The 19786-nt window shown below is 59.4% G+C and carries 21 protein-coding genes; 8 read left to right on the top strand and 13 right to left on the bottom strand.

From position 1 onward, the window contains the following. Positions 1–113: 113 nt before the first annotated feature. On the top strand, positions 114–530 hold the full coding sequence (locus IG627_RS02295; RefSeq protein ID WP_193189522.1) for a hypothetical protein: 417 nt from the start codon (positions 114–116) through the stop codon (positions 528–530). Positions 531–553: 23 nt separating this feature from the next. Here the strand turns inward: IG627_RS02295 and IG627_RS02290 are convergent, their stop codons facing one another. The 4 genes from IG627_RS02290 to IG627_RS02275 all read right to left on the bottom strand — a co-directional run bounded on the left by IG627_RS02290 (position 554) and on the right by IG627_RS02275 (position 3428). Continuing rightward, positions 554–997, bottom strand: a complete 444-nt coding sequence (locus tag IG627_RS02290) for a GNAT family N-acetyltransferase (RefSeq protein WP_193189521.1) — start codon at positions 995–997, stop codon at positions 554–556. 91 nt (positions 998–1088) lie between these two features. After that, positions 1089–1604, bottom strand: coding sequence for a hypothetical protein (locus IG627_RS02285; RefSeq protein WP_193189520.1), 516 nt, complete (start codon positions 1602–1604; stop codon positions 1089–1091). A gap of 123 nt (positions 1605–1727) precedes the next feature. Next, the gene (locus IG627_RS02280) at positions 1728–2342 is read right to left on the bottom strand and encodes a Type 1 glutamine amidotransferase-like domain-containing protein (protein ID WP_226864636.1); all 615 of its coding nucleotides are present in this window, start codon (positions 2340–2342) and stop codon (positions 1728–1730) included. A gap of 414 nt (positions 2343–2756) precedes the next feature. After that, positions 2757–3428 (bottom strand): TetR/AcrR family transcriptional regulator, encoded by a 672-nt coding sequence (locus IG627_RS02275; RefSeq protein ID WP_226864625.1) that lies wholly within the window; start codon positions 3426–3428, stop codon positions 2757–2759. A 70-nt stretch (positions 3429–3498) separates the two neighbouring features. Between IG627_RS02275 and IG627_RS02270 the strand changes: the two genes are divergently transcribed. After that, positions 3499–4743, top strand: a complete 1245-nt coding sequence (locus tag IG627_RS02270; RefSeq protein ID WP_193189517.1) for an aminotransferase class V-fold PLP-dependent enzyme — start codon at positions 3499–3501, stop codon at positions 4741–4743. Positions 4744–5302: 559 nt separating this feature from the next. On the opposite strand, the gene IG627_RS02265 is transcribed toward IG627_RS02270, so the two are convergent. From IG627_RS02265 to IG627_RS02255, 3 genes are all read right to left on the bottom strand, one after another. Then, positions 5303–5875 carry a PhnA domain-containing protein gene (locus tag IG627_RS02265; protein WP_193189516.1) on the bottom strand — a complete coding sequence of 191 codons (573 nt, stop codon included), beginning with the start codon at positions 5873–5875 and terminating at the stop codon, positions 5303–5305. Positions 5876–5955: 80 nt separating this feature from the next. Then, positions 5956–6588: a LysE family translocator gene (locus tag IG627_RS02260; protein ID WP_193189515.1), complete on the bottom strand. Its 633-nt coding sequence runs from the start codon at positions 6586–6588 to the stop codon at positions 5956–5958. A gap of 454 nt (positions 6589–7042) precedes the next feature. Further along, positions 7043–7447: a GFA family protein gene (locus IG627_RS02255; protein ID WP_193189514.1), complete on the bottom strand. Its 405-nt coding sequence runs from the start codon at positions 7445–7447 to the stop codon at positions 7043–7045. Between the two features lie 245 nt (positions 7448–7692). Between IG627_RS02255 and IG627_RS02250 the strand changes: the two genes are divergently transcribed. Further along, the gene (locus tag IG627_RS02250) at positions 7693–9234 is read left to right on the top strand and encodes a phospholipase D-like domain-containing protein (protein WP_193189513.1); all 1542 of its coding nucleotides are present in this window, start codon (positions 7693–7695) and stop codon (positions 9232–9234) included. A gap of 188 nt (positions 9235–9422) precedes the next feature. On the opposite strand, the gene IG627_RS02245 is transcribed toward IG627_RS02250, so the two are convergent. After that, on the bottom strand, positions 9423–9839 hold the full coding sequence (locus tag IG627_RS02245) for a CBS domain-containing protein (protein ID WP_193189512.1): 417 nt from the start codon (positions 9837–9839) through the stop codon (positions 9423–9425). Between the two features lie 92 nt (positions 9840–9931). Further along, a complete protein-coding gene (locus IG627_RS02240) occupies positions 9932–10354 on the bottom strand; it encodes an Hsp20/alpha crystallin family protein (protein ID WP_193189511.1) in 423 nt (140 codons plus the stop codon). Positions 10355–10611: 257 nt separating this feature from the next. Between IG627_RS02240 and IG627_RS02235 the strand changes: the two genes are divergently transcribed. Together IG627_RS02235 and corA are read left to right on the top strand one after the other, a co-directional pair. Beyond that, complete coding sequence (locus tag IG627_RS02235) at positions 10612–11049, top strand: host attachment protein (protein ID WP_193189510.1); 438 nt, start codon at positions 10612–10614, stop codon at positions 11047–11049. Positions 11050–11160: 111 nt separating this feature from the next. Next, positions 11161–12114, top strand: coding sequence for a magnesium/cobalt transporter CorA (gene corA, locus IG627_RS02230; RefSeq protein ID WP_193189509.1), 954 nt, complete (start codon positions 11161–11163; stop codon positions 12112–12114). A 289-nt stretch (positions 12115–12403) separates the two neighbouring features. Here the strand turns inward: corA and IG627_RS02225 are convergent, their stop codons facing one another. Further along, on the bottom strand, positions 12404–13915 hold the full coding sequence (locus IG627_RS02225) for a dipeptidase (protein ID WP_319024475.1): 1512 nt from the start codon (positions 13913–13915) through the stop codon (positions 12404–12406). Positions 13916–14051: 136 nt separating this feature from the next. Between IG627_RS02225 and IG627_RS02220 the strand changes: the two genes are divergently transcribed. From IG627_RS02220 to IG627_RS02210, 3 genes are all read left to right on the top strand, one after another. After that, entirely contained in the window at positions 14052–14717 is a 666-nt protein-coding gene (locus tag IG627_RS02220) for a hypothetical protein (protein ID WP_193189507.1), read from the top strand. Between the two features lie 160 nt (positions 14718–14877). Beyond that, entirely contained in the window at positions 14878–15486 is a 609-nt protein-coding gene (locus tag IG627_RS02215; protein WP_193189506.1) for a cytochrome b, read from the top strand. Positions 15487–15498: 12 nt separating this feature from the next. Continuing rightward, on the top strand, positions 15499–16065 hold the full coding sequence (locus IG627_RS02210) for a YceI family protein (RefSeq protein WP_193189505.1): 567 nt from the start codon (positions 15499–15501) through the stop codon (positions 16063–16065). A 226-nt stretch (positions 16066–16291) separates the two neighbouring features. Here IG627_RS02210 and IG627_RS02205 read toward each other — a convergent pair whose 3' ends face one another. The 3 genes from IG627_RS02205 to IG627_RS02195 form a co-directional block, all read right to left on the bottom strand. Continuing rightward, the gene (locus tag IG627_RS02205; protein ID WP_193189504.1) at positions 16292–17710 is read right to left on the bottom strand and encodes a sodium/proline symporter; all 1419 of its coding nucleotides are present in this window, start codon (positions 17708–17710) and stop codon (positions 16292–16294) included. Positions 17711–17815: 105 nt separating this feature from the next. Further along, on the bottom strand, positions 17816–19261 hold the full coding sequence (locus IG627_RS02200; RefSeq protein WP_193189503.1) for an aspartate kinase: 1446 nt from the start codon (positions 19259–19261) through the stop codon (positions 17816–17818). Between the two features lie 84 nt (positions 19262–19345). Next, complete coding sequence (locus tag IG627_RS02195) at positions 19346–19747, bottom strand: ectoine synthase (RefSeq protein ID WP_193189502.1); 402 nt, start codon at positions 19745–19747, stop codon at positions 19346–19348. Positions 19748–19786 lie beyond the last annotated feature (39 nt).

Raw genomic sequence — 19786 nt, 5'->3', positions numbered from 1 at the left:
GAGAGCACCGCCGCGGAACCTATAAAAGGAGAATCGGATAATCAAACTGGCCCGATACTTGCTGGATAGCTGTTGGACTTTTCGCAATGGCCGGGAACCGGGGAGAAGACAGTGTGAACAATCAGCAGTGGTTAATGAATTCTGAGGTGCTGACTATATTGCGCAAACTGCGCAAGCGCCTGCAGGCGGAATTCGATATTTGTCTGCGTTTCTCTGACGCCAACCTGGAGCAGCAACTGGCCCGCGCCCGCGACAGAAGCATCGACAGCGAGACCCGCAGGATGATTGCGGAACTGGAAGAGCGCAAGGGACGCGCATTCTCTACTGGCGAGGAAATACCACAGCGCCTGTACCGCGGCAATCCCGTGCTGCAGGAACCCGAGACACGGAATATCTACGAACTTATATACGGGGCGGAACTGGCGCACCACGATGCCGCACGCCGCCACAAAGTCGAGCATTCGCGGGTCTACCGCGGTCAGCCGGTGCTGCGCGACCTCCCCGGAGCGACTGACAGCAGCGGCGAGTAGCGGGAAAAAGCAATCTCGGCCAGCTATGGCTTGATCACAAAGCCTTTCTCTATTCCATCCCTGAAGCCGACGGACTTATACAGCTGGTGTGCGCCGCGAAGTTGCTCACCGGAAAGCAGCATCACCTTGTAACAACCCCTATCCCAGGCCAGGTCGATGGCATACTCGAGTACTTCCCTGCTCAGCCCTTTTCTTCTGTGCCGCTCCGCGGTAACGACATGTTCGATGATGCCAAACGGCCGGGCACCGCTCGCAATGGATAAGTTAATGCCCAGAGCGCAGGTTGAAGCCAAGTCGCCCTCAACATCAGCCACAATCAACTCCATCTGGGCGCTGTCAATGATCTCGCTCCATTTCTCCCTCGCCAGTTGACCTTCAAGCTCTGGATCGGCTGGCCTCAGCTCCCGGTAAAGGGCCAGCACACCATCAAGATCGGATAGATTGGCGATTCTTATGCTCTTAGACATTTGATACTCGATTTATTTTCAGTGCAGAAACTGAGGAGTAACGCAGAAGCTGTCCACTTCCAGCCAGAGTGGACGGCCGTGCTCACTAATTCTATTCGGCATGTAGCTCCCGGACCTTCTCTTCCAGAAAGGCACCTAGCTCCCCGTAGCCGTCAAGCATACTTGAACACCAAATCTTCCCGATACCATCGACGATTATATAATCAGCCTGGAGTATCCTGGAGTAGCCCACCTCCAGCAGCTTGTCCCAAGGTACTTTTTTAGAACCCACCAATGGACTTCGATAATAAATAAACCTGTCATCGTAGCTAAACCTTACCAGAAAGGCCTGGTATGGAAAGAAGACCGAACCTGCAGCAAAGCCAGCCGCGACAAGAAATGCCGGTATTTCCTGACCTTTATAGGATTGTGAAACGCCATAAACCACAAAAGCGGAAAATGGAATTATTAGCGCTGCAAATATCTTGAAAGGTACTCCATAACGCAGATGCCTGATATCACCTTCGCGCCTGCACTCGCTTTTTGCATAAGCCACCATTGCCCATACAATCAGACATGCCACCAACCCGCTGAGCACCGGCCTAATCCAACTGACTATTTCTTCCATATCACTCCACCACCCTTACGCCGTGCGTTGCCAGTCATTTCACTCGGAAAGCCCCCGGGCTCCAGGCAATCCCCCACAGATGGCCATCCGGATCATGGAAGTATCCGGCGCTACCGCAGCCTGCTAGGACTCCATACCCCACACTTCAAAACCGCTTCCATTTACGACAATTGCCTGCGAATTACTAATCGGGCAAAGATTCAATTCACCTTCATATTCAGAGATGATGCTTTCAACAGATTCTTTGAATGGGAAGTTTGTATAGTGAGGAACCGGATAGAAGTCAACCACCCCCAGTGATGAAAAAGTCACTATCTTCGGCGCAACCGTGTAATCGTCCATAGCTTTCACATATTCAATATTGCCCGAAAGCACAATGGAACCGGCCGACTCTCCTATATATGTTTTCCCCATACTAATTTGCTCGACTATAAGGCTATCCGCCCCTGATCTTTTCAGCTCCTGCAGTAAAAAGAAGGTATTACCGCCGGTAACATAGATGTAGTCGTTCTTTTGAAGCTTGCTTTCTATTTCTTCTTTTCCCGCTGTTGATACATCGAGCTCATCAACAATCAGCCCCCTCTTTTCCAGGGCTTCCCTGCCAGCGGCCACATAAAAATTCACCGTTTCCGTAAGGCTGGCCGTTGGAATGAATGTAACTGTTTTACCGGTGACACTACCGCCGACAAACTTATCAAATAGGGTTTCTACATCCGCAAAAGATGAAGCCAGAAACATTTTTTTCACTAAACTTCCTTATCCCCCAACCCCTGTCAATCCGGAAACCGCCAGAATGCAGAAAAGCAGGTTCGCAACCACAAAAATTATCAACTTATCGCTCGCAATTTAAGCACAGCCCGCTGCGACAATCACCTATTCTGCATGCCGGAACGGCAAATACCAACACCAGACTGGACGTCCGATATCAGGGGAAAAGTTTGGGTTATAGCGAGGAGCCGGACGACGGAAAACCTACCCCTCGCACAGTGTTGCTAGTGGGCCATGCGGAAAGTTGTGTACCAGTTCGCGTCACCAAAGCCCCCAGCTCTGCGTTGAGAAAGCTTGAAATAACGCTGCTATTCCTGCGCTTTCTCGCCTTGATCTGAACGCTTTGGCTGTGCTCCTTTGTTACCAAACCTTCCGCACGACCCACTAGGAATCGCGATTGGCCAGTATGCGGTCGAAGTAACTCTCGGCCATCAGTACCCACTCCTCCACCAATTCCCACCCCTCGGCAGGGTCCTGCTCCAGCGCTGCCTGCACCACCGCACCGAGAAGGTCACAGACCAGGAAACAGGCTCTGGCGAGTCGCGCCTCGTCGACAGATACCCCCTTCTGCCCCCGAATGGCCTCGAACAGGGCCAGCCCCATACGGCGTGAGTCGTCGGTATCGAGGTGGCGGAGTGCCCGGATGGACTGAACCGCCCGCCAGATTTCCACCAACGCCGGAGCGTCCGCGATGTACCGGTATAGCGCCCGGGGAAGGGTCGCAATATTTTTTCGCAACTCCGCCATCGACCGGGCGCCGCTGAGTGCTTCCATCACCAACGCATCCGTTGCCATCAGCTGCGCGTGAAACAGGCGTGCAATCAGCGCATTGCGGTCGGGAAAGAACTGGTACAGGGAGCCGATCGGAATGTCGGCCCGCCTGGCGACGGCGTCCATGGTTAAACCGACGAGCCCATGCTCGCCGAGCAGCTCGCGGGCAGCGGCCAGTATCCGCTCGACGCGCGCCCGACTACGGGCCTGGCTGGGTTCGATCCACAGTGGTTCGGATTCGCGCGGGGCGAGAAGGGGCGGGATAGCTCGATTTGACATAAACATGATGATAACTCATATTTGAACCTCAAATATGAGAACTCCTCATGTTTTAACTTCAGCCGGAGAAACCACCTTGTCAAACGAACGCCTCTTTCCCCAGCGGGGGAGTGACCGGGAGTCGGTCCGCGAGCGCCTGCTTGAGTTCAAGGGCCGCGATATCAGCGAAGCGCTTGGTCGCCTGAACGTTTACTGTCACAAGGGCTCGGAAGAGCTGGATCAGCTGCGCCGGGACGCTTACGGGATATTCGCGCACTCCAATGCCTTCCTGGCCGGCTACATGGACGGCATGGGTACCATGCAGGCCGAGGTGCTGCAGATGGCACTGGAGATTCTCAATGGCCCCGTGGAAAGCTGTGCGTTCATCACCACCGGGGGTACCGAGAGCATTTTCTGTGCGATGCACACCGCGCGAGAGTGGGCAAAGGTCGAGCGACCGGTGCCCGGCCGCCCACAGGTGATGCTGCCGTACTCCGGACACGTGGCATTCGACAAGGCCTGTCAGTTTCTGGAAATGGACATAGTTCGCATCCCGGTGCGAGACGACTACCGCGCCGATGTCGCAGCGATGGAAGCGGCCATTACGCCGAATACCATCGCCATCGTCGGGTCTGCGCCAAACTGGCCCTATGGCACCATAGACCCCATCGCGGATATCGCCGCCGTGGCACAGCGGCACCATCTGTGGATGCACGTCGATGCCTGCGTCGGCGGCTTTATCAATCCATGGCTCGAGCGCCTTGGTTACGACATTCCGCTGTTCGATTTTCGCGTGCCCGGCGTCATGTCCATGTCGGCCGATCTGCACAAACACGGCTATGCGTCGAAACCCTGCTCGACCGTGTTGTACCGCTCCCGCGCGGTGGAGCCCTACCATTTCGTGGAGGTAGATGACTGGCCCGATGGCCCTTACAAGACCGCGGGCTTTGTCGGCAGCCGACCCGCCGCCTCGGTGGCCACGGCCTGGTCGGTGATGAAATATCTCGGTGAATCCGGGTATGTCGCACTGACCCGTGAGTGCATGGAGGTCAGGCAGAAGCTGGTGGAGGGCATCGAAAATATAGAAGATCTCAAATGCCTGCAGAACGACTCGACAATGATCTACTTCCGCTCGGAAACACTCGACATGCCCACACTGATCGGCGGGATGGTTGAAAAAGGCTATTTTCCCTTCGGCGTCTTCAACCCGATGATGCTGCAGCTGATTCCTGAACCGGTACCGGATGAGATGATCGACACCTATCTCGCCGCATTGAAGGAAGTGGCTTCCGGCGTTCGCGAGGGCACTGTCACATCCACGGCCCTGGCCCGCTACGCCTGACCTGTCATGTTATTCAAGATTATTCTATGGCTTCTGGGCCAACGCATTGCCTGGTTGATGCGGCGAAACGGAGTCTTTGCACACGCCGTTCGGAGCAAGCAACTGGTACTCCAGTTTGCCCTTTGCGGGGGGCGTGGACTGCGCTCGTTCGAATTCGACAAAGGCACTTTTCGGTCCCGCCCGGGATGGCACCGACGGTCGCAACTGGGGCGATCGAGGGGCCGGTTTGGCGAACGCATAGCGATTTTTGAGTTCGTTTCGGCGCGCGAGGCAATCAGGCTACTCACACATGCCAGCAGGGATGATGCGGTGATGCTCGCGGCCCTCCGAGAGAAAAAACTCACGGTCGACGGCGACTTCACCCTGTTCCTGTGGTTTGGCTGGCTGGCCAATCGACTGTAGTGGAAGGGGGGGGAAGGACCAATTCAAGTCCGCAATGCAAATGCAGCGACTAAGGCACCACCGCGCTTCCCCCTTCTCCCGTAGTCCATGTGCGGCTTGCCCAAACCGATTGCCCGCCCCTGTCGCCAGGGACAAGTGACAGGCCGGGCACAGGGTCTCAGCCGGATTTCTTCACAAACTTGGTCAGTATCACGATGCGCTGTCCATCGACCCGGCCCTCGATATGCTCCGGATTGTCGGTCAGGCTGATGCCGCGCACCGCAGTGCCGCGCTTGGCGACGATACTGGAGCCCTTCACATCCAGGTCCTTGATGATGGTAACGGTGTCGCCGGCCTGTAGCTGCACGCCGTTGCAATCGCGGTGCACGACTGTCTCACCCTCCCCCGGCAGGGCGCCGGCCTGGGCCCAGGCCAGCTGGTCTTCGTCCAGGTAGAGCATGTCGAGCAGGTCCTGAGCCCAGGTCTCACCGGAGAGGCGCTTGAGCAGGCGCCATGCCGTCACCTGCACCGCCGGCACCTGGCTCCACATGCTGTCGCCGAGGCAGCGCCAGTGGCCGGCGTCCAGCTGCGCCGGGTTTTCCAGCTGTGTGCGGCAGGTCTGGCACAGCAGGATATCCGCGTCGCCGCGCCCCTCGGAGGCCGGCACACTGCAGGACTCGAGCCCGCTTTCTGCACTGCACAGCTCACACCGGCCATCGCTGCGCGCCATCAATTCCTGTTCACTGCTCACCAATCTGTCCTCGTGGAAAAAGCGCGCAGTATACGCACTTCAATGCCGATGCACTTCCATCCGGCCAATGCCAGCCTGCGCTAAGACGCGACAGGCCGTCGCGCCAGCAGCGTCCAGATACCGGCCAGGGACATCAGCGACCCACCCGCCAGGTTGAAACGTCGCAGCGCGCGCGGCGAACCCAGGGCTCCGCGCGCAGAGGCGGCAAACAGCGAGTAGAGCGCGGTATTCAATCCGGCCAGCAGCACGAAGGTCATTCCCAGCAGTGCAAACTGTGGCAACAGTGCCGCTTCGGTATCGACAAACTGCGGCAGGAAGGCCACAAAGAAGACGATGCCCTTGGGGTTCAACGCCGTCACCAGGAAGGTATCGGCAAACAGCCTGCGCCGCGGCAGGGCTGCCGGCTCCGGGTTGCCGGCCAGGGGTTCGACCCCGGCGCGCAGCAGCCTTACCCCCAGGTAAAGAAGGTAGAGCCCGCCCACCCATTTTACGGCGACAAACCACGCTGCCGAGGCCGCCAGCAGTGCCCCCAATCCCAACAGCGACATCGTCAGGGCGACCGCATCCCCCAGGGCCACTGCGGCGACCAGCGGCCAGCGGGCGCGACTGCCCTGGGTGGCGGAGTAGCTGATTACGGTGAGGATGGTCGGTCCCGGAATCATCAGCAATACCACCGATGCCAGGGAAAAGGCGAGCCACAGCTCAACAGACATATCCAGTCTCCACGCGAAAGGTTTGCATCATTATACGGGGGTAGAGTCGATCACTCGCGAACTTGCACGGCACCAATCAAGTCCGGCAAAAGCGCCGCCCTGGCTGCGCCATTCGGCCTGCTCTCGCAAAATAAGCGCTGACTTATCACTATCATCAGTGCAATTCGGGCGAATTCATTTTCTAGGCGGCCGCACAGTCGGGCATCATTGCAAATGATAACAATTAGCATTACGATACGTCTCGTCAATCCAAAAAACTGCTGAACGCGGCTCATGGAAGAGTCGGCCCCGAAACCGGTTGGCATCTCTGGATAGGGGCAGGACCGGCGTCTCTACGCCCGCCGTTTCTCGTATTGATGTGCACGGACGCACCTCTTTTTTGGATTCAATGGCAGTCTGAATCAGTGGTGCACAAGCCGCCCTGAACCCCGAGGGCCAGTTCTTGCCATCCGGCTTAAAGGTGCCGGGTTTCCTCCGGCTCGGACTGCCAATTGTTGTTGCGCCCGTCGAAATAGCGCACCGGCGCCTCAATCAATTGCTGCAGATCCACATCGTCCAACGCGGCAACATTGACGGAAACATAATCGCCACCGATCTCCTCCACGAACCCCCTGCCGAAGGTCCTGGTACCGCACCGCTTACAGAAATAGTGGTGGTTCACCCGGTTGCCGAACTGGTAATCGCCGAGAAACTCTTCACCCTGGATCAGGCGGAAATCCTGCGGAGGCACTATAGCGCCCCAGTAGCGCGCTTTGCTGCAAATGGAACAGTTGCACTTGCCAGTACCGGCGCTCATGTCCAGGTCCGCCTCGAAGCGAATCCCTCCGCAGTGGCAACTCCCTTTGTAAGTTTGTCTCACTGAATACTCCGGTCTAAAAATACAGACGGGCCGGTGCCGGGCGGCGCAGATCCACACCCGGGCAAATACCGGCCCCTAAAGAAAAGTTGGACATATAAACAGATGTTAGTATTTTTTACCAATATTTATTAAAAACATGGAAAATATTACCGAAACACCTGAAGGTTCACTGATATGCCAGGCGGGAGGAAAAATGCGCCGCCGGCAGGGCCATCTATACTGGAAGCGTCCAACCGGCCGCCCGCATGGAAGCCACCTTGCGCCAGTTTCCGTTTCTGCCGCCACTGCTACTGCTGTTCTGCCTCTGCGCCTGTTCCGCCCAACCGGTCTTTCCCGAGCCACCGCAGAGAACCGCCAGTTTCCACCGGGAGCCACCGGCTGATGCGCCGCTGGTACAGATTACCGGGCGCCTGACCGCGGGCCACCGGGACCAGAGCGGGGTCTACCCGGTGACCTCGGCACACAATGCGCTGGCGGTGCGCCTCGCGACCATCCGCGCGGCGCAGAGCTCCATCGATATCCAGTACTTCATTTTCCGTCGCGACGAGACGGGGCTGCTGCTGACCCGGGAACTGCTGCGCGCCGCCGATCGCGGTGTGCGCGTGCGCTTCCTGCTGGACGATTTCACCACCGGCGACGCAGGCGAGATACTGGTGGCCCTGCAACAGCACCCGAATGTGGAGATACGGCTGTTCAACCCCTTTCCCCACAGGGGCCCGCGCGCGCTGGAGTTTTTTGCCGATTTCCACCGGTTGCAGCGACGCATGCACAACAAGTCCTTTACTGTCGACAACCGGGTCACCTTTATCGGCGGGCGCAATCTCAGCAATAAATATTTCGGTATCGACAACAAGGTGCACTTCGGCGACCTGGAGCTGGTCGCCATCGGCGAAGTGGTGCCGCATATCACCCGCCAGTTCGACCTCTACTGGAACAGTCCCTTCAGTTTTCCGGTGCAGGCAGTTTTCGAGCAGCGCCCCGACGGCGACGGACAGCGGCGCTTTGCAGAGGAACTGGAGCGCAATGGCGAGCATCTGTTACTCAGTGATTACGGCAGGAGCCTGCAGGACTCCCCGGTGATAGAAACCCTGAGCCGGGACGCCGACCTCTGGTACTGGGGGCAGACTCGCGCCCTGTTCGACCCACCACAAAAGGTAGCCTATACGCCTGAAAATAGCGGCCAGTTTGCCGGCGGCGAACTGATGGAACGGATTACCGGTGCCAGGCGACAATTGATCATCATCTCCCCCTACCTGCTGCCCGGCGATGACTATCTGCAACGGCTGATTGCCGCGGCCAGGCGCGGGGTTGAGGTGCAGATACTGACCAATTCCCTGGCATCCACCGATGTGGTGCTGGTGCACGGCGCCTATCGCAAGTACCGCAAGCCGCTGCTGGAGGCCGGCATTCAACTGTACGAAATGTCCAGCGATTTAAAGTACAAGCTGGACAACTGGAGCGGCGAATCCAAGTCGCTGCTGCACGCCAAGGCGTATATCGTGGACGGGCAGTGGCTCTACGTGGGCTCCTTCAACCTGGACCACCGCTCTATCCTGCTGAATACGGAGCTGGGGCTGGTGATTCACTCGCCACAACTGGCGACGGCGATCGCGGAAAACTTCAGCGCCAATGTACGCAGCAACGCCTACACACTGGAGCTACATGGAGACAAAATATTATGGCGCCGGGGCGACGGCAGTATGTTGGGCCGCGACCCCGGCGCCAGCCTGTTACAGCGGATCGGGTCCCTGCTCAGCAGCTGGCTGCCGATAGAGCAGTTGCTGTGAGGTAACCCCAAAATTCCCGCATGAATCGCTAGTGGGCCATGCGGAAAGTTGTGTAACAGTTCGCGTCGCCAAAGCGCCCAGCTCTGCGTTGAGAAAGCTTGAAATAACGCGGCTATTCCTGCGCTTTCTCGCCTTGATCTGAACGCTTTGGCTATGCTCCTTTGTTACCGAACTTCCTGCATGGCCCACTAGTGATGCGCGGATACCGCCGAGGCAAACTCCCCTATCTGCTTGCGGGCCACCGCGTGGGAAATGTCCCCCAGGCTCAGGATACCCACCATGCGCTTCTCCGTATTCATCACCGGCATACGGCGCAACTGCTGCTCCTCCATTTTCTGAATGGCGGTATTCATATCGTCGTCTTCCCAGCACCACTGTATGCCTTCGGTCATCACATCGCGGGCGGTCAGCGAATTCAAATCCCGGCCCTGGGTCACGCCGCGGCAGGCGATATCGCGGTCGGTGACCATGCCGATCAACCTGTCGTTCTCACCCACTGGCACAGCGCCGATATCTTCGTCGCGCAGGATCTTTGCCACTTCCAACAGCGGCGTATCCGGTGTACACCAGGTACAGCCCTCGTGCATTGCCTGTTTCACTTTCATGGTTCATCTCCAACTGTTGCCCTACTGCGTGCAGTCTAGGGTGGGACTATTTCGATAACATCGGGCGCAGCGCATAAGACCGCGCCGATACCTTAGTGAATTTCGATGCGCTTTCTCTGCGGTTGCCGTTCCTCGTGCTTCGGCACCTTCAATTTCAGGACGCCGTCCTTGAAACTCGCATCTATCTCCTCCTCGCTGACATCCTCGCCCAGGTTAAAGCTGCGCATAAACTTGCCGTAGCGGCGCTCCTGGCGAATCACGCGGCCTTCCCTCTCCTCCTTTTCCTCCCGGTGTACTTCCGCCTCCAGCGTCAGCACGCCGTTTTCCAGGGTGACATTGATATCGTCCCTGCTCACACCCGGCAGTTCGGCGCTGATCTCGTAGCTGTCCTTGTTTTCGCTGACGTCGATTCGCGGAGAGAAAAAACCCTCCTTGCCGCCGGTGCGCGCCGGGGACAGCATCTGCTCGAACATATTGTCCAGGTCCAACAGGGATCCTCTCGGAATCAGGCTCATGGCCAAACCTCCTCACTCGCGCGGTTTAAATGGGGACTGACAGTGGCGCCCCGTACACCTTCCACCAAGTCTAGGCCAGCTTCCGCTACGGAATTGGCGCTTGCAAAGGCTTTCGAGTCACAAAAACCGGGCGGGTTATAAGAGACTGTTTTATATAAACAAATGGAGATGGAAAGCGGCTGCTTATACCATTTGGCCCGCGTCGCCGACGCCTGTTTCAACTAGCATAGAGAGACAGAAACGGCGAGGATACTCTCATGGCACTAGCATGGGTCCTTGTGGCCAACCAATCACAAGCGCGGGTGTTCGAGGCGGAGAAGCGCGCCGGCGAACTCCACGAGCTGGAAGCCCTGATCCACCCCGAATCGCGCCTCAACGGTCGCGACCTGGAGAGTGACGCGCCGGGGCGCACCTTCGACAGCGGCGGCCAGGGGCGCCACGCGATGGGCAATGTCAGCCAGCTGCACCGCCGCAACGGCCAGAAATTCGCCCGCGAAATCGCCCACGCCCTGGAGCGCGGTCGCGTGGAGGGGCGCTACGAAAAGCTCTACATAGTGGCCGAACCGCAGATGGTGGGCAGCCTGCGCGATGCATTGAAGGCGCCCACCCGCGCCACCATCGCCGGCGAGACGGGCAAGAACTTGGTCAACTGCGAAGCGGAGGAAATCCGCGCCCAGCTGCCGACCTGGTTATAGGCCACGCCTGCTTAGGCGAATCAATGCGCGCGGGAAATTTCCGCGAGCATTGATTTGCGCCGCGCAGATTGCAACCATGTGGCGATGCAGACATAAGGGCCACTGACGGCAATGTTGAGACTCTTCGAAATCAGGCGGGGCAAGCTCGTCGAGCTGCCCGACGGCGCCGACGTCAGTGAGCAGCGGCTCAGCGAAGTGGCCTGGGTCGACCTGCAGGAGCCACAGGAGAACGAGCGCGAGCTGCTGCAGACGCTGCTGCGCACCGAGCTTCCCGAATCGGAAGACGTCGAGGAGATCGAGGCCTCGGCGCGCTACTTTGTCGACGACGCCGGCGTGCATATCCACTCCCTGTTCCTGACCCAGAGCGAGGGCCGCCACGACACCTCGACGGTGGCCTTTATCCTGCAACCCCAGCGGCTGATCACCGTGCGCGACAGTGAGCTGGCGGACTTCCGTCTGCTGCGCATGCGCGCCCGCCGTCGCCAGGTGGAGGCACGCAGCGCCCAGGAGCTGTCGGTACAGCTATTTGAGCAGAAGGTGGAAAACCTGGCGGATGCACTTGAGGATATCCACGTGAAGCTGGGCGAGGCCAGTTACCTGGTCTTGGAAGAGGACGACACGGACCTGGAAAACGCCATAGACCAGCTCGCCAAGCTGGAGGACAGCAACGGCAAGGTGCTGCTGTGCCTGATGGACACCCGGCGCTCCATTACCTTCCTGCAGCGTCATATTCACGGGGACGCCGAGTTCCAGGAGAGCTTTCGCGATATCACCCGCGATATCGACACACTGACAGCCCACACCGGTTTCCTGTTCAACAAGATCAACTTCCTGATGGATTCCACCCAGGGGTTTATCAATATCCGCCAGACGAACATCATCAAGATGTTTTCCATCGCCGCCGTAGTATTCCTGCCGCCGACGACGGTGGCGAGTATTTACGGGATGAATTTCGAGTTTATGCCGGAGCTGAAATGGCTGGCGGGCTACCCCTTTGCACTGCTGCTGATAGTGCTGTCGGGGATTGCGCCCTATCTTTATTTTAAGAAGAAAGGCTGGCTGTAGCACAGGCCGCGGCTTAATAGGGGCGAACCTTGTGTTCGCCCTAGAATAGGAGCATGGGCTATGTAGCAGGTTCGGTAGCGGCCCTGCTACCGGTGACTCTTTGCGGGACACGCTGTAAATACATCCCTGTACGCTCGTAATCGACATCCCTGTCTCATACGGTCCCGCAAAGAGTCACCGGCATCAGGGCCTTCGCATCAAGATCTTTGTCTATCCAACCTCAATTAGGGCGAACACAAGGTTCGCCCCTACAAATCTGGATATTGCAGGTCCTGCGATTACCCGCGGTTTATAAATTGCCAATCTCGATCATCATCGCCGTATACATCTTCAGGTTCAGGCGAAACTGCTCTGCGGTGATGAATTCGTGCTCCGAGTGGCCGGTGTAGGCCGCGCCCGGCATCGAGGGGCCGAAGCTGACCGCGTTCGGCAGCAGCTTGGCGTTGGTGGAACCGCCGATGGCAACCGGGCCGGCGTCCTCCATGCCGGTAAAGTGGCGGAATACCTCCAGCAGCGGCTCCACGTGGGGGGCATTGTCCACCCGGTAGGGATCGCCCAACTCCACCTCGATAGTGGCGAACTCGATACCACTGCTTTTCTGCCAGCCCGCCAGGGCGCTGCGGATCTCACCGTCCAGCTGGGTCGCGCTCTTGCCGGTGGGGCGGCGCAGGTTCAGGTAGCTGGTCAGCCCCTTCGCATCCGCCTTGACCATGGTAACTGCGGCGGTCATCGGCCCCATAAAGTCGTCACTGTAGGCGATATCACCAAACTGCTCCGCCAGTATGCCGGTACCCACCAGTTCGTTCAGGTAGCGCACCGTACTGCCGGCCGGGTTCGCCGGCCAGTCGTGCACCTTCAAAGCGTCGGCGAGAAAGGCGATGGCATTGACGCCGTGCTCCGGCTCGGAACTGTGGGTCGCCTTGCCGCGTGCGATGATCTCCAGCTTGTCGTCGCCTTCAACAAACTCGTAATCCACCCCTTTCTGCCTGCCGGCCCGCGCGCGGATGGCCTCGACCAGTGCCGGCGTCGGGTTGGTCACGATCGCGTGGGCCTCGTCGGGCACCTGGCTCCGGAAGTAGCCGCCGTAAAACTCGCTCAGGTAGGGCTTGCCCTCCACTTCGATCGGCGTCGCCGCGGCGGTTACGCGCACTTCGCTCCAGCCCTTTTCCGCCGTGACCACCGGGTAGTTGGCATCGATGGTGATGTTGTATGCCGGAATCGCGTAGGTTTTCAGGAAGGCCTTGAGTGGCTCCCAGTCGGACTCCTCTGCCAGGTAGACCATCAGCTCCACGCGCCGCTTCATCGGCACACCCCTGTCCTTGATCGCCTTCATCGCGTAGAGCGCGGTGGCAATGGGCCCCTTGTCATCCTCGCTGCCTCGGGCGATCAGCTTGCCGGGTTCGCTCTCCCGGTCCAGTTCGAAGGGGCTCTTGTTCCACTTGGCCGGGTTGGCGGGCTGCACATCGCCGTGGGTGACAATGCCCAGCTTTTCCTGCCCCTGTCCCAGGGCGATAATCACCACGTGGCCATGGTCCTGGTACTCCAGCCCCAGTTCCCGCGCCTTGTTGCGCAGGGCGCGCTTGAAACCGGTGAACTCCCGGTTCTTCTCCAGCGCCACCCCCTCACGGGCCACGGTTTCGAAGCGCACCAGTTCGGCCAGGGTGTCGGTCATGGCCCCCTCGTAGTTTTCCACCGCATAGGCCGCGGTATCCTGCGCCACCGGCGACACCTCAGCACTGACCAGTGGCGCCGACGACAGCAACGGCAGGAAAAGGGACACGAGTACAGATTTCAACTTCACAGGCGACTCCATTGGCTGTGCAAAAGCGCCATTGTAACCGCCGGCCCGGCTGCCGGTGAATGGAAGACCCAGCTGCTAAGATTATGTCTCACTAGCAATAAATGAATGCCGGCGCATCGGGCGCTGGGAGCCGTCAATGGGCACTGCAATCGCCAAACCCTTCCACCGCAGACAGTGGCTGAGCGTACAGCAGGCCGTCGATCACCTGAGCGCCGTGGCCGAGGAGCCCGTGACCAGCGCCGACCTGGCGGACCTGGCCGAACAGCACCTGCTGGATCTCTACTGGTACCGCCCGGGCCAGCAACTCGCCTACCTGGGCAGACCCGAGACCCGTGAGCTCACCGAACCATTGCGCCTCTGCGCGGAAAACCACAGCGACTGGAGTGCGATCGCGGGTATCCTGCGCCAGCGCCCCGCCCTGCCCGCCTACGAGCAGGACACGCCACTGCTGGAAGACGCCGAGGGCAATCGCCTGCGCATCACCTTCGAGCGCCGCCAGCGCCCGGAACCCTTCAGCAGCCGCTGGTACCCGACCCTGGCGGAACTGGTACTGAAACGCAGCGACCTGGAGCAGCTGGAGCCACAGCTCTTCTCCAGTACGGAAGCGGACAGCGAGCTGGAACCGCAGCTGCTGCTCAACGTCATCTGGCAGCTGGAAAAGCTGGCCCTGGACGGCAATCACCACACCCCCACCTGGCTCGCCGAGCAGCTTGCGCGCCGCTCCGGCTCCCTGGACCGCGCCGCGCTGGAGCGGGTGCTGGCGGCAGCCGAGCGCGCGGGCGTGCGCGGCACACCCCATTAATCCTCCCGATCGCCCAAAAAACCGCCCGTCAACTTTTTCGATAGGTTTCTTCAGCTTTTTGTGCTTTTCCGTCTGTGCGGAATTTTTATAATTGGTAGCCTGTCCCAAAGCGGGTAACCTGTTTCCGCACAACACGATTCGAGAGCTCGGGAGTATCCGGATGTCCGCCAGAAACAGCGACAATCAATACGGCTGGGTCGCTATTGTCCTGCACTGGCTGATGGCGCCGGCCATTATCGGCCTGTTTGCGCTCGGCTGGTGGATGCGCCAGTTATCCTATTATGACCCCTGGTACCGCCAGGGCCCGGAACTGCACAAGAGCGTCGGCATACTGCTGCTGGGTCTGCTGCTGTTCAGGCTGTTGTGGAAACTGATCAACCCCAGCCCGGCGGCGGAGCCGAAAACGCCGCGCTGGCAGTCGCTGGCGGCGCGGATGGCCCACGGAGCCATCTACCTGCTGCTGCTGGCCATCATGTGCTCCGGTTACCTGATCTCCACCGCCGATGGCCGCGCCATCGAGGTGTTCGGCTGGTTCAGCCTGGCCGCCACCATCCAGGGAATCCCCAACCAGGAGGACATCGCCGGTCAGGTTCACGAAGTACTGGCCTGGTGCCTGATGGCGCTGGTTGTACTGCACGCGCTGGCGGCACTCAAGCACCACTTTATCGACCGCGACGCCACCCTGCGCAAAATACTGGGGCTAGGCGCGAAACCGGTATCGGACAAACCACTTTCACAACCCCAAGAAAGTCTCACCACCACAAAATAGAGGGAGCAACCCATGAAGCAACTCGCCATTTTCCTGTTCGCCGCCCTGGTCGGCGCCACCGCCCAGGCAGCGGAGTACAAGATCGACACCAAGGGCGCCCACGCCTTTATCCAGTTCCGCATCAAGCACCTGGGCTACAGCTGGCTCTATGGCCGCTTCGACGATTTCGACGGTTCCTTTTTCTACGATGACAAGGCCCCGGAGAAATCCACTGTCAACGTCAATATTGATGTGACCAGCCTGAACAGCAACCACGCCGAGCGCGACAAGCACCTGCGCGGTTCCGATTTCCTCGACGTGGCCAAGTTCCCCACCGCCACCTTCAAGAGCACCGCTTTCGAATCCCTGGGTGAAGGCAAGGCCAAACTCAGCGGCGAACTGACCCTGCGCGGCGTCACCAAGCCGATCACCATCGACGTGACCGAGATCGGCGGCGGCAAGGACCCCTGGGGCGGCTATCGCCAGGGCTTTACCGGCACCACCGAGTTTGCCCTGAAGGATTTCGGCATCGACTACAACCTGGGCCCGGCCTCCCAGAAGGTGGAGATGATCCTGGATATCGAGGGCGTCAAGATCTGAGCCGACAACCAAATAAAAAGCCCGGGGGGCGCCAGGGGACCCGGGGTTTTTTTGGGTTGGTTGCGGGCCCCGGGGGGGGGGCGCCCCCCCCGGTAGCCGCAAGGCTACCGGGCTTTTTTGTGCATTGATCGCGACCACGGGCGGATGGCCGCCCCGCCTCTCCTGCAAATTGTGTTTCGACCCTCAGCAGGAGAGGCCCATGGCCGCGATCGACCTATAAAAGGACTCAGGCGTTGGCGCCACTCGGCAGCGGCTCCCGCACCAGCCACCTGGCCACACCGAATACCGCAAGACCAGCAATAATGCCCGGCATACCCTCGTAAATGTGCCCGTGCCAGCCCAGCCAGCGCCACAGCAGCGCCGTGCCCAGTCCGATCAGGCTCATGGCGATACACACCTTCTGCGTTGGCCGCCCGCCCAGGGCCAGTACTATCAGCAGCGGTGCAAAAGCCGAGGCCAGGGAAGACCAGGACAGGACCACCAGGCTGAACACGCTCTGCTTGTTCACCAGCGCCCAGATGACGGCGACCGCGGTAATCAGCAGGGTAGCCACTTTCAGCATCCAGGTTTTCTCGATGCGCTGCGGCAGCAGGTCGTGGGTCAGGGAGCAGGAACAGCTGAGTACCAGGGAGTCCGCAGTGGACATGGTCGCGGCGAAGACGCCGGCCAGTATCAGGCCCACGAACACCGGCGACAGCAGGTCCATGGCCATCATCGGCAGCGCCAGCTCGGCATCGAAACTGCCGGGATCGCTCAGGATGATACGCGCCAGCATGCCCACGCCGGTGGCCATGGCGTAGAAGGCAGTGAACCACAGGTAGTACCAGCAGCGCGCCTGCACCATTCGGTTTTCGGACTTCAGCGCCATAAAGCGCACCATCACGTGCGGCTGGCCTATCACCGACAGGCCGGCAAACAGCCAACTCAGGGCGAAGATGACACCACCGGCGGCGCCGGGCAACAGCAGGTCCTGGGGATACCAGTTGAGAAATCCTTCCACCTGGCCCATGGATTCGATCGCCGCGCCTATGCCGCCGACCGATTGGGTGGCCACGAACAGCAGCGTGCCCATGGCCCCGATCATCACGAATGACTGGGCCGCATCCGTCCAGATGGAGGCGCGGATACCGCCGGCGAGGCAGTAGGCAGCGACGATCAGGCCGCCGATTGCGGCGCCGCTCCAGATCGGCAGGTCCAGTAATACATAGAGCGCCTTGCTGCCGGCCACCAGCTGGGCGCTGGCATAGGCGAGCAGGAAGAGGAGGGAGAGCAATCCCGCCAGGCGCTGCCAGGCGGTAGAACGCGATCCACCCCAGTGGCTGATCACTCCGGCGTAACTGGATTCACCGGTTTCCCGCGTCGCCCGGCACAGGGACTTGTGCACCCACAGGGAGCCGAGCAGATCCCCCAGTATCCAGCCGACCATCAACCAGATAGAGGCGAGGCCGGTGGCGTAGGTGTAGCCGATCACGCCGATAAACATATAGCCGCTGTTGTTGGTGGCCACGGCGGAGAGGCCCACCAGGAAGGGAGGCACATCCTGGCTGGCGAGGTAGTAGTCTTTCTTGGTGCCGCGGCTTTTCAGGTAGGAACTCAAGCCGATGGCGGCAAAGATGGCGAGGAAAAACAGAAAGCTGGCCAGCACGGCGGTCACCCTTTTTATCGATTTATTTTTCTAATCTTTTCGGGTGCGCCGTGCGCACCGCCAATCCCGGCGGCGCGTACAACACACCCTACGAACGCACAATCTTCACGCCGCGCAAATTGCCTCACCGTGCTCATAGACCTCCACCAGCGCCTGGTGCAGGCTTTTGACGGCGCTCTCGTAGTCGTTTTCGTTGACCACAAACTGCATGTCCACCTGGCGCATCGACTGGTGTACCGCCAGCACGCTGATGCCTGACTGGGCCAGTGCCGCCACGGCGCGGGACAGCATGCCCGGCACCTTCATATCGCTGCCGATAGCGGAGACCACGGCGACCTTGCGCACCTGGATATCACAATCCGGGTACTGCTCACCGATGGCGCTGCGGATGCGCTTGACGGTTTTCAGGTTGTTGGCCACAAAATGGGTGATGGTATTGGCGTTGATGTCCTTGGTGACCACATTGCCCTTGAAGCGCGCGATGATGTCATTGATGGTGCGGTCGTAATTGGTCATGCAGCCCATCATGTCCTGGTCGAAACACTCCAGCGCATAGATATTCTTGCGCCCGGCAATGATTTCCACACAGGCGTTCTCACTGACGTAGTCGCCGGTCACCAGGGTGCCGGCGTGCTCCGGCTCGAAGGTGTTCATCACACGCAGCGGTATCTCCTGCTGGCGCAGGCCCTTGGCCGCGCGCGGGTGAATCGCCTCCATGCCGAGGTTGGCCAGCTGGTCCGCCACGTCGTAGTTGGTGCGGCCGATCGGCACCGCCTGCATCTCTCCGACAAGGCGCGGGTCGGCACTGCTCAGGTGGTACTCCTTGTGGATGATTGCCTCGCAGGCCTCGGTGATTACCGCAATACGGCTGAAGGTCATCTCGCTGTAGCCGCGCGCAAAGGTTTTCATCAGTCCGTCGCGGGTGTGGGCGTAGCCGGTGACGATCGGCAACTCTCTGCTCAGGTCGATATCGGCAAAAGCGCGGCGAATACGGTCGTCCAGATTCAGGTGCTCACCGTCGCGCCAGCCGGTCAGGTCGACAAAGCGCGCCTCTATACCCTCCTTGCGCAACAGCTGCGCTGTGTTCCAGGCACTGTGCGCCTCGCCGAGGCTGGCGAGCATTTCGCTGACGGTATCCAGGTGGCCTTCCAGTTCGAAGTGGCCGTGCCGGCATACCCGCTCCAGATCTCCCAGGCAGCGCTCGGTGTCTGCGAGGCGCTCACCGATAAAGGCATTGGCCCGGGCGAGCAGTTCCGCGTCGTCAAACAGGCTCGCGTTGATTTCCTCGACCCGTTTGCGCAGGCACTCTACCGCCTCGCTCCAGCTCTGCTCCTCATCGGCGCTGGCGAAGAGCGCAAAAATGCCCGGGCGACCGGACTTCTTGTGCTCCAACAGCAGATCGGTGATACCACCATAGGCGGAAACCACGAAGATGCGCTGGTAGACCTCCCCTGCGGCAAGCCTGCCGTTTTTGAGAATGATGTTGTCGCGAACTGCGGCATAGTCGCTCATGGACGTGCCGCCAATTTTTTCCACCGTATGTGATTTCATGGTTTTCCTGTAGATGTGTTTTGAGCTTTTCAATGAACCGACACCCCCGCGCAGGAGCCGCCGGTTCGGCGCCACAACATCTATTTATTTACCGGAAACCTCTTCTGCATCCAGCTCGTAAGCACCTTCGGCGTTGTGCACTTCCTTGCCGTGCAGCGGCGGGTTGAACACGCAGGCCATCTTCATTTCGGACTTGGCGCGCAGGATATGCTTGTCGTTCTTGTCGAGGATATAGATGGTGCCCGGCTGGATCGGGTAGACCTTGCCATCCTCCACGGTTTCCACTTCGCCTTCACCGGACATACAGTACACAGACTCCAGGTGGTTCTGGTAGTGCAGGTGCAGGTCCGCATCCTTGTAGATGGTGGTGATGTGGAAGGAGAAGCCCATATTGTCGCTCTTCAACAGCAGGCGGGTGCTCTCCCAGCCCTCGGACACCACGCGGCGATCGGTTTTTTCAGCTTCTTGCAGACTTCTTACGATCATTTCTGATTCCTTTAACCAAACAATTCTTCAGGTAGGTAA

The sequence above is a fragment of the Microbulbifer taiwanensis genome (assembly GCF_014904815.1).
Classification (GTDB): domain Bacteria; phylum Pseudomonadota; class Gammaproteobacteria; order Pseudomonadales; family Cellvibrionaceae; genus Microbulbifer; species Microbulbifer taiwanensis.
Note: the sequence above shows the minus strand (reverse complement) of the source record. Positions and strands in the feature narration are given on the sequence as shown.

Coding starts and splice junctions, on each gene's coding strand:
- IG627_RS02290 (WP_193189521.1), bottom strand. CDS start 997: ATGTCTAAGAGCATAAGAATCGCCAATCTATCCGATCTTGATGGTGTG.
- IG627_RS02285 (WP_193189520.1), bottom strand. CDS start 1,604: ATGGAAGAAATAGTCAGTTGGATTAGGCCGGTGCTCAGCGGGTTGGTG.
- IG627_RS02280 (WP_226864636.1), bottom strand. CDS start 2,342: ATGTTTCTGGCTTCATCTTTTGCGGATGTAGAAACCCTATTTGATAAG.
- IG627_RS02275 (WP_226864625.1), bottom strand. CDS start 3,428: ATGTTTATGTCAAATCGAGCTATCCCGCCCCTTCTCGCCCCGCGCGAA.
- IG627_RS02260 (WP_193189515.1), bottom strand. CDS start 6,588: ATGTCTGTTGAGCTGTGGCTCGCCTTTTCCCTGGCATCGGTGGTATTG.
- IG627_RS02250 (WP_193189513.1), top strand. CDS start 7,693: ATGGAAGCCACCTTGCGCCAGTTTCCGTTTCTGCCGCCACTGCTACTG.
- IG627_RS02245 (WP_193189512.1), bottom strand. CDS start 9,839: ATGAAAGTGAAACAGGCAATGCACGAGGGCTGTACCTGGTGTACACCG.
- IG627_RS02240 (WP_193189511.1), bottom strand. CDS start 10,354: ATGAGCCTGATTCCGAGAGGATCCCTGTTGGACCTGGACAATATGTTC.
- IG627_RS02235 (WP_193189510.1), top strand. CDS start 10,612: ATGGCACTAGCATGGGTCCTTGTGGCCAACCAATCACAAGCGCGGGTG.
- corA (WP_193189509.1), top strand. CDS start 11,161: ATGTTGAGACTCTTCGAAATCAGGCGGGGCAAGCTCGTCGAGCTGCCC.
- IG627_RS02220 (WP_193189507.1), top strand. CDS start 14,052: ATGGGCACTGCAATCGCCAAACCCTTCCACCGCAGACAGTGGCTGAGC.
- IG627_RS02215 (WP_193189506.1), top strand. CDS start 14,878: ATGTCCGCCAGAAACAGCGACAATCAATACGGCTGGGTCGCTATTGTC.
- IG627_RS02210 (WP_193189505.1), top strand. CDS start 15,499: ATGAAGCAACTCGCCATTTTCCTGTTCGCCGCCCTGGTCGGCGCCACC.
- IG627_RS02200 (WP_193189503.1), bottom strand. CDS start 19,261: ATGAAATCACATACGGTGGAAAAAATTGGCGGCACGTCCATGAGCGAC.
- IG627_RS02195 (WP_193189502.1), bottom strand. CDS start 19,747: ATGATCGTAAGAAGTCTGCAAGAAGCTGAAAAAACCGATCGCCGCGTG.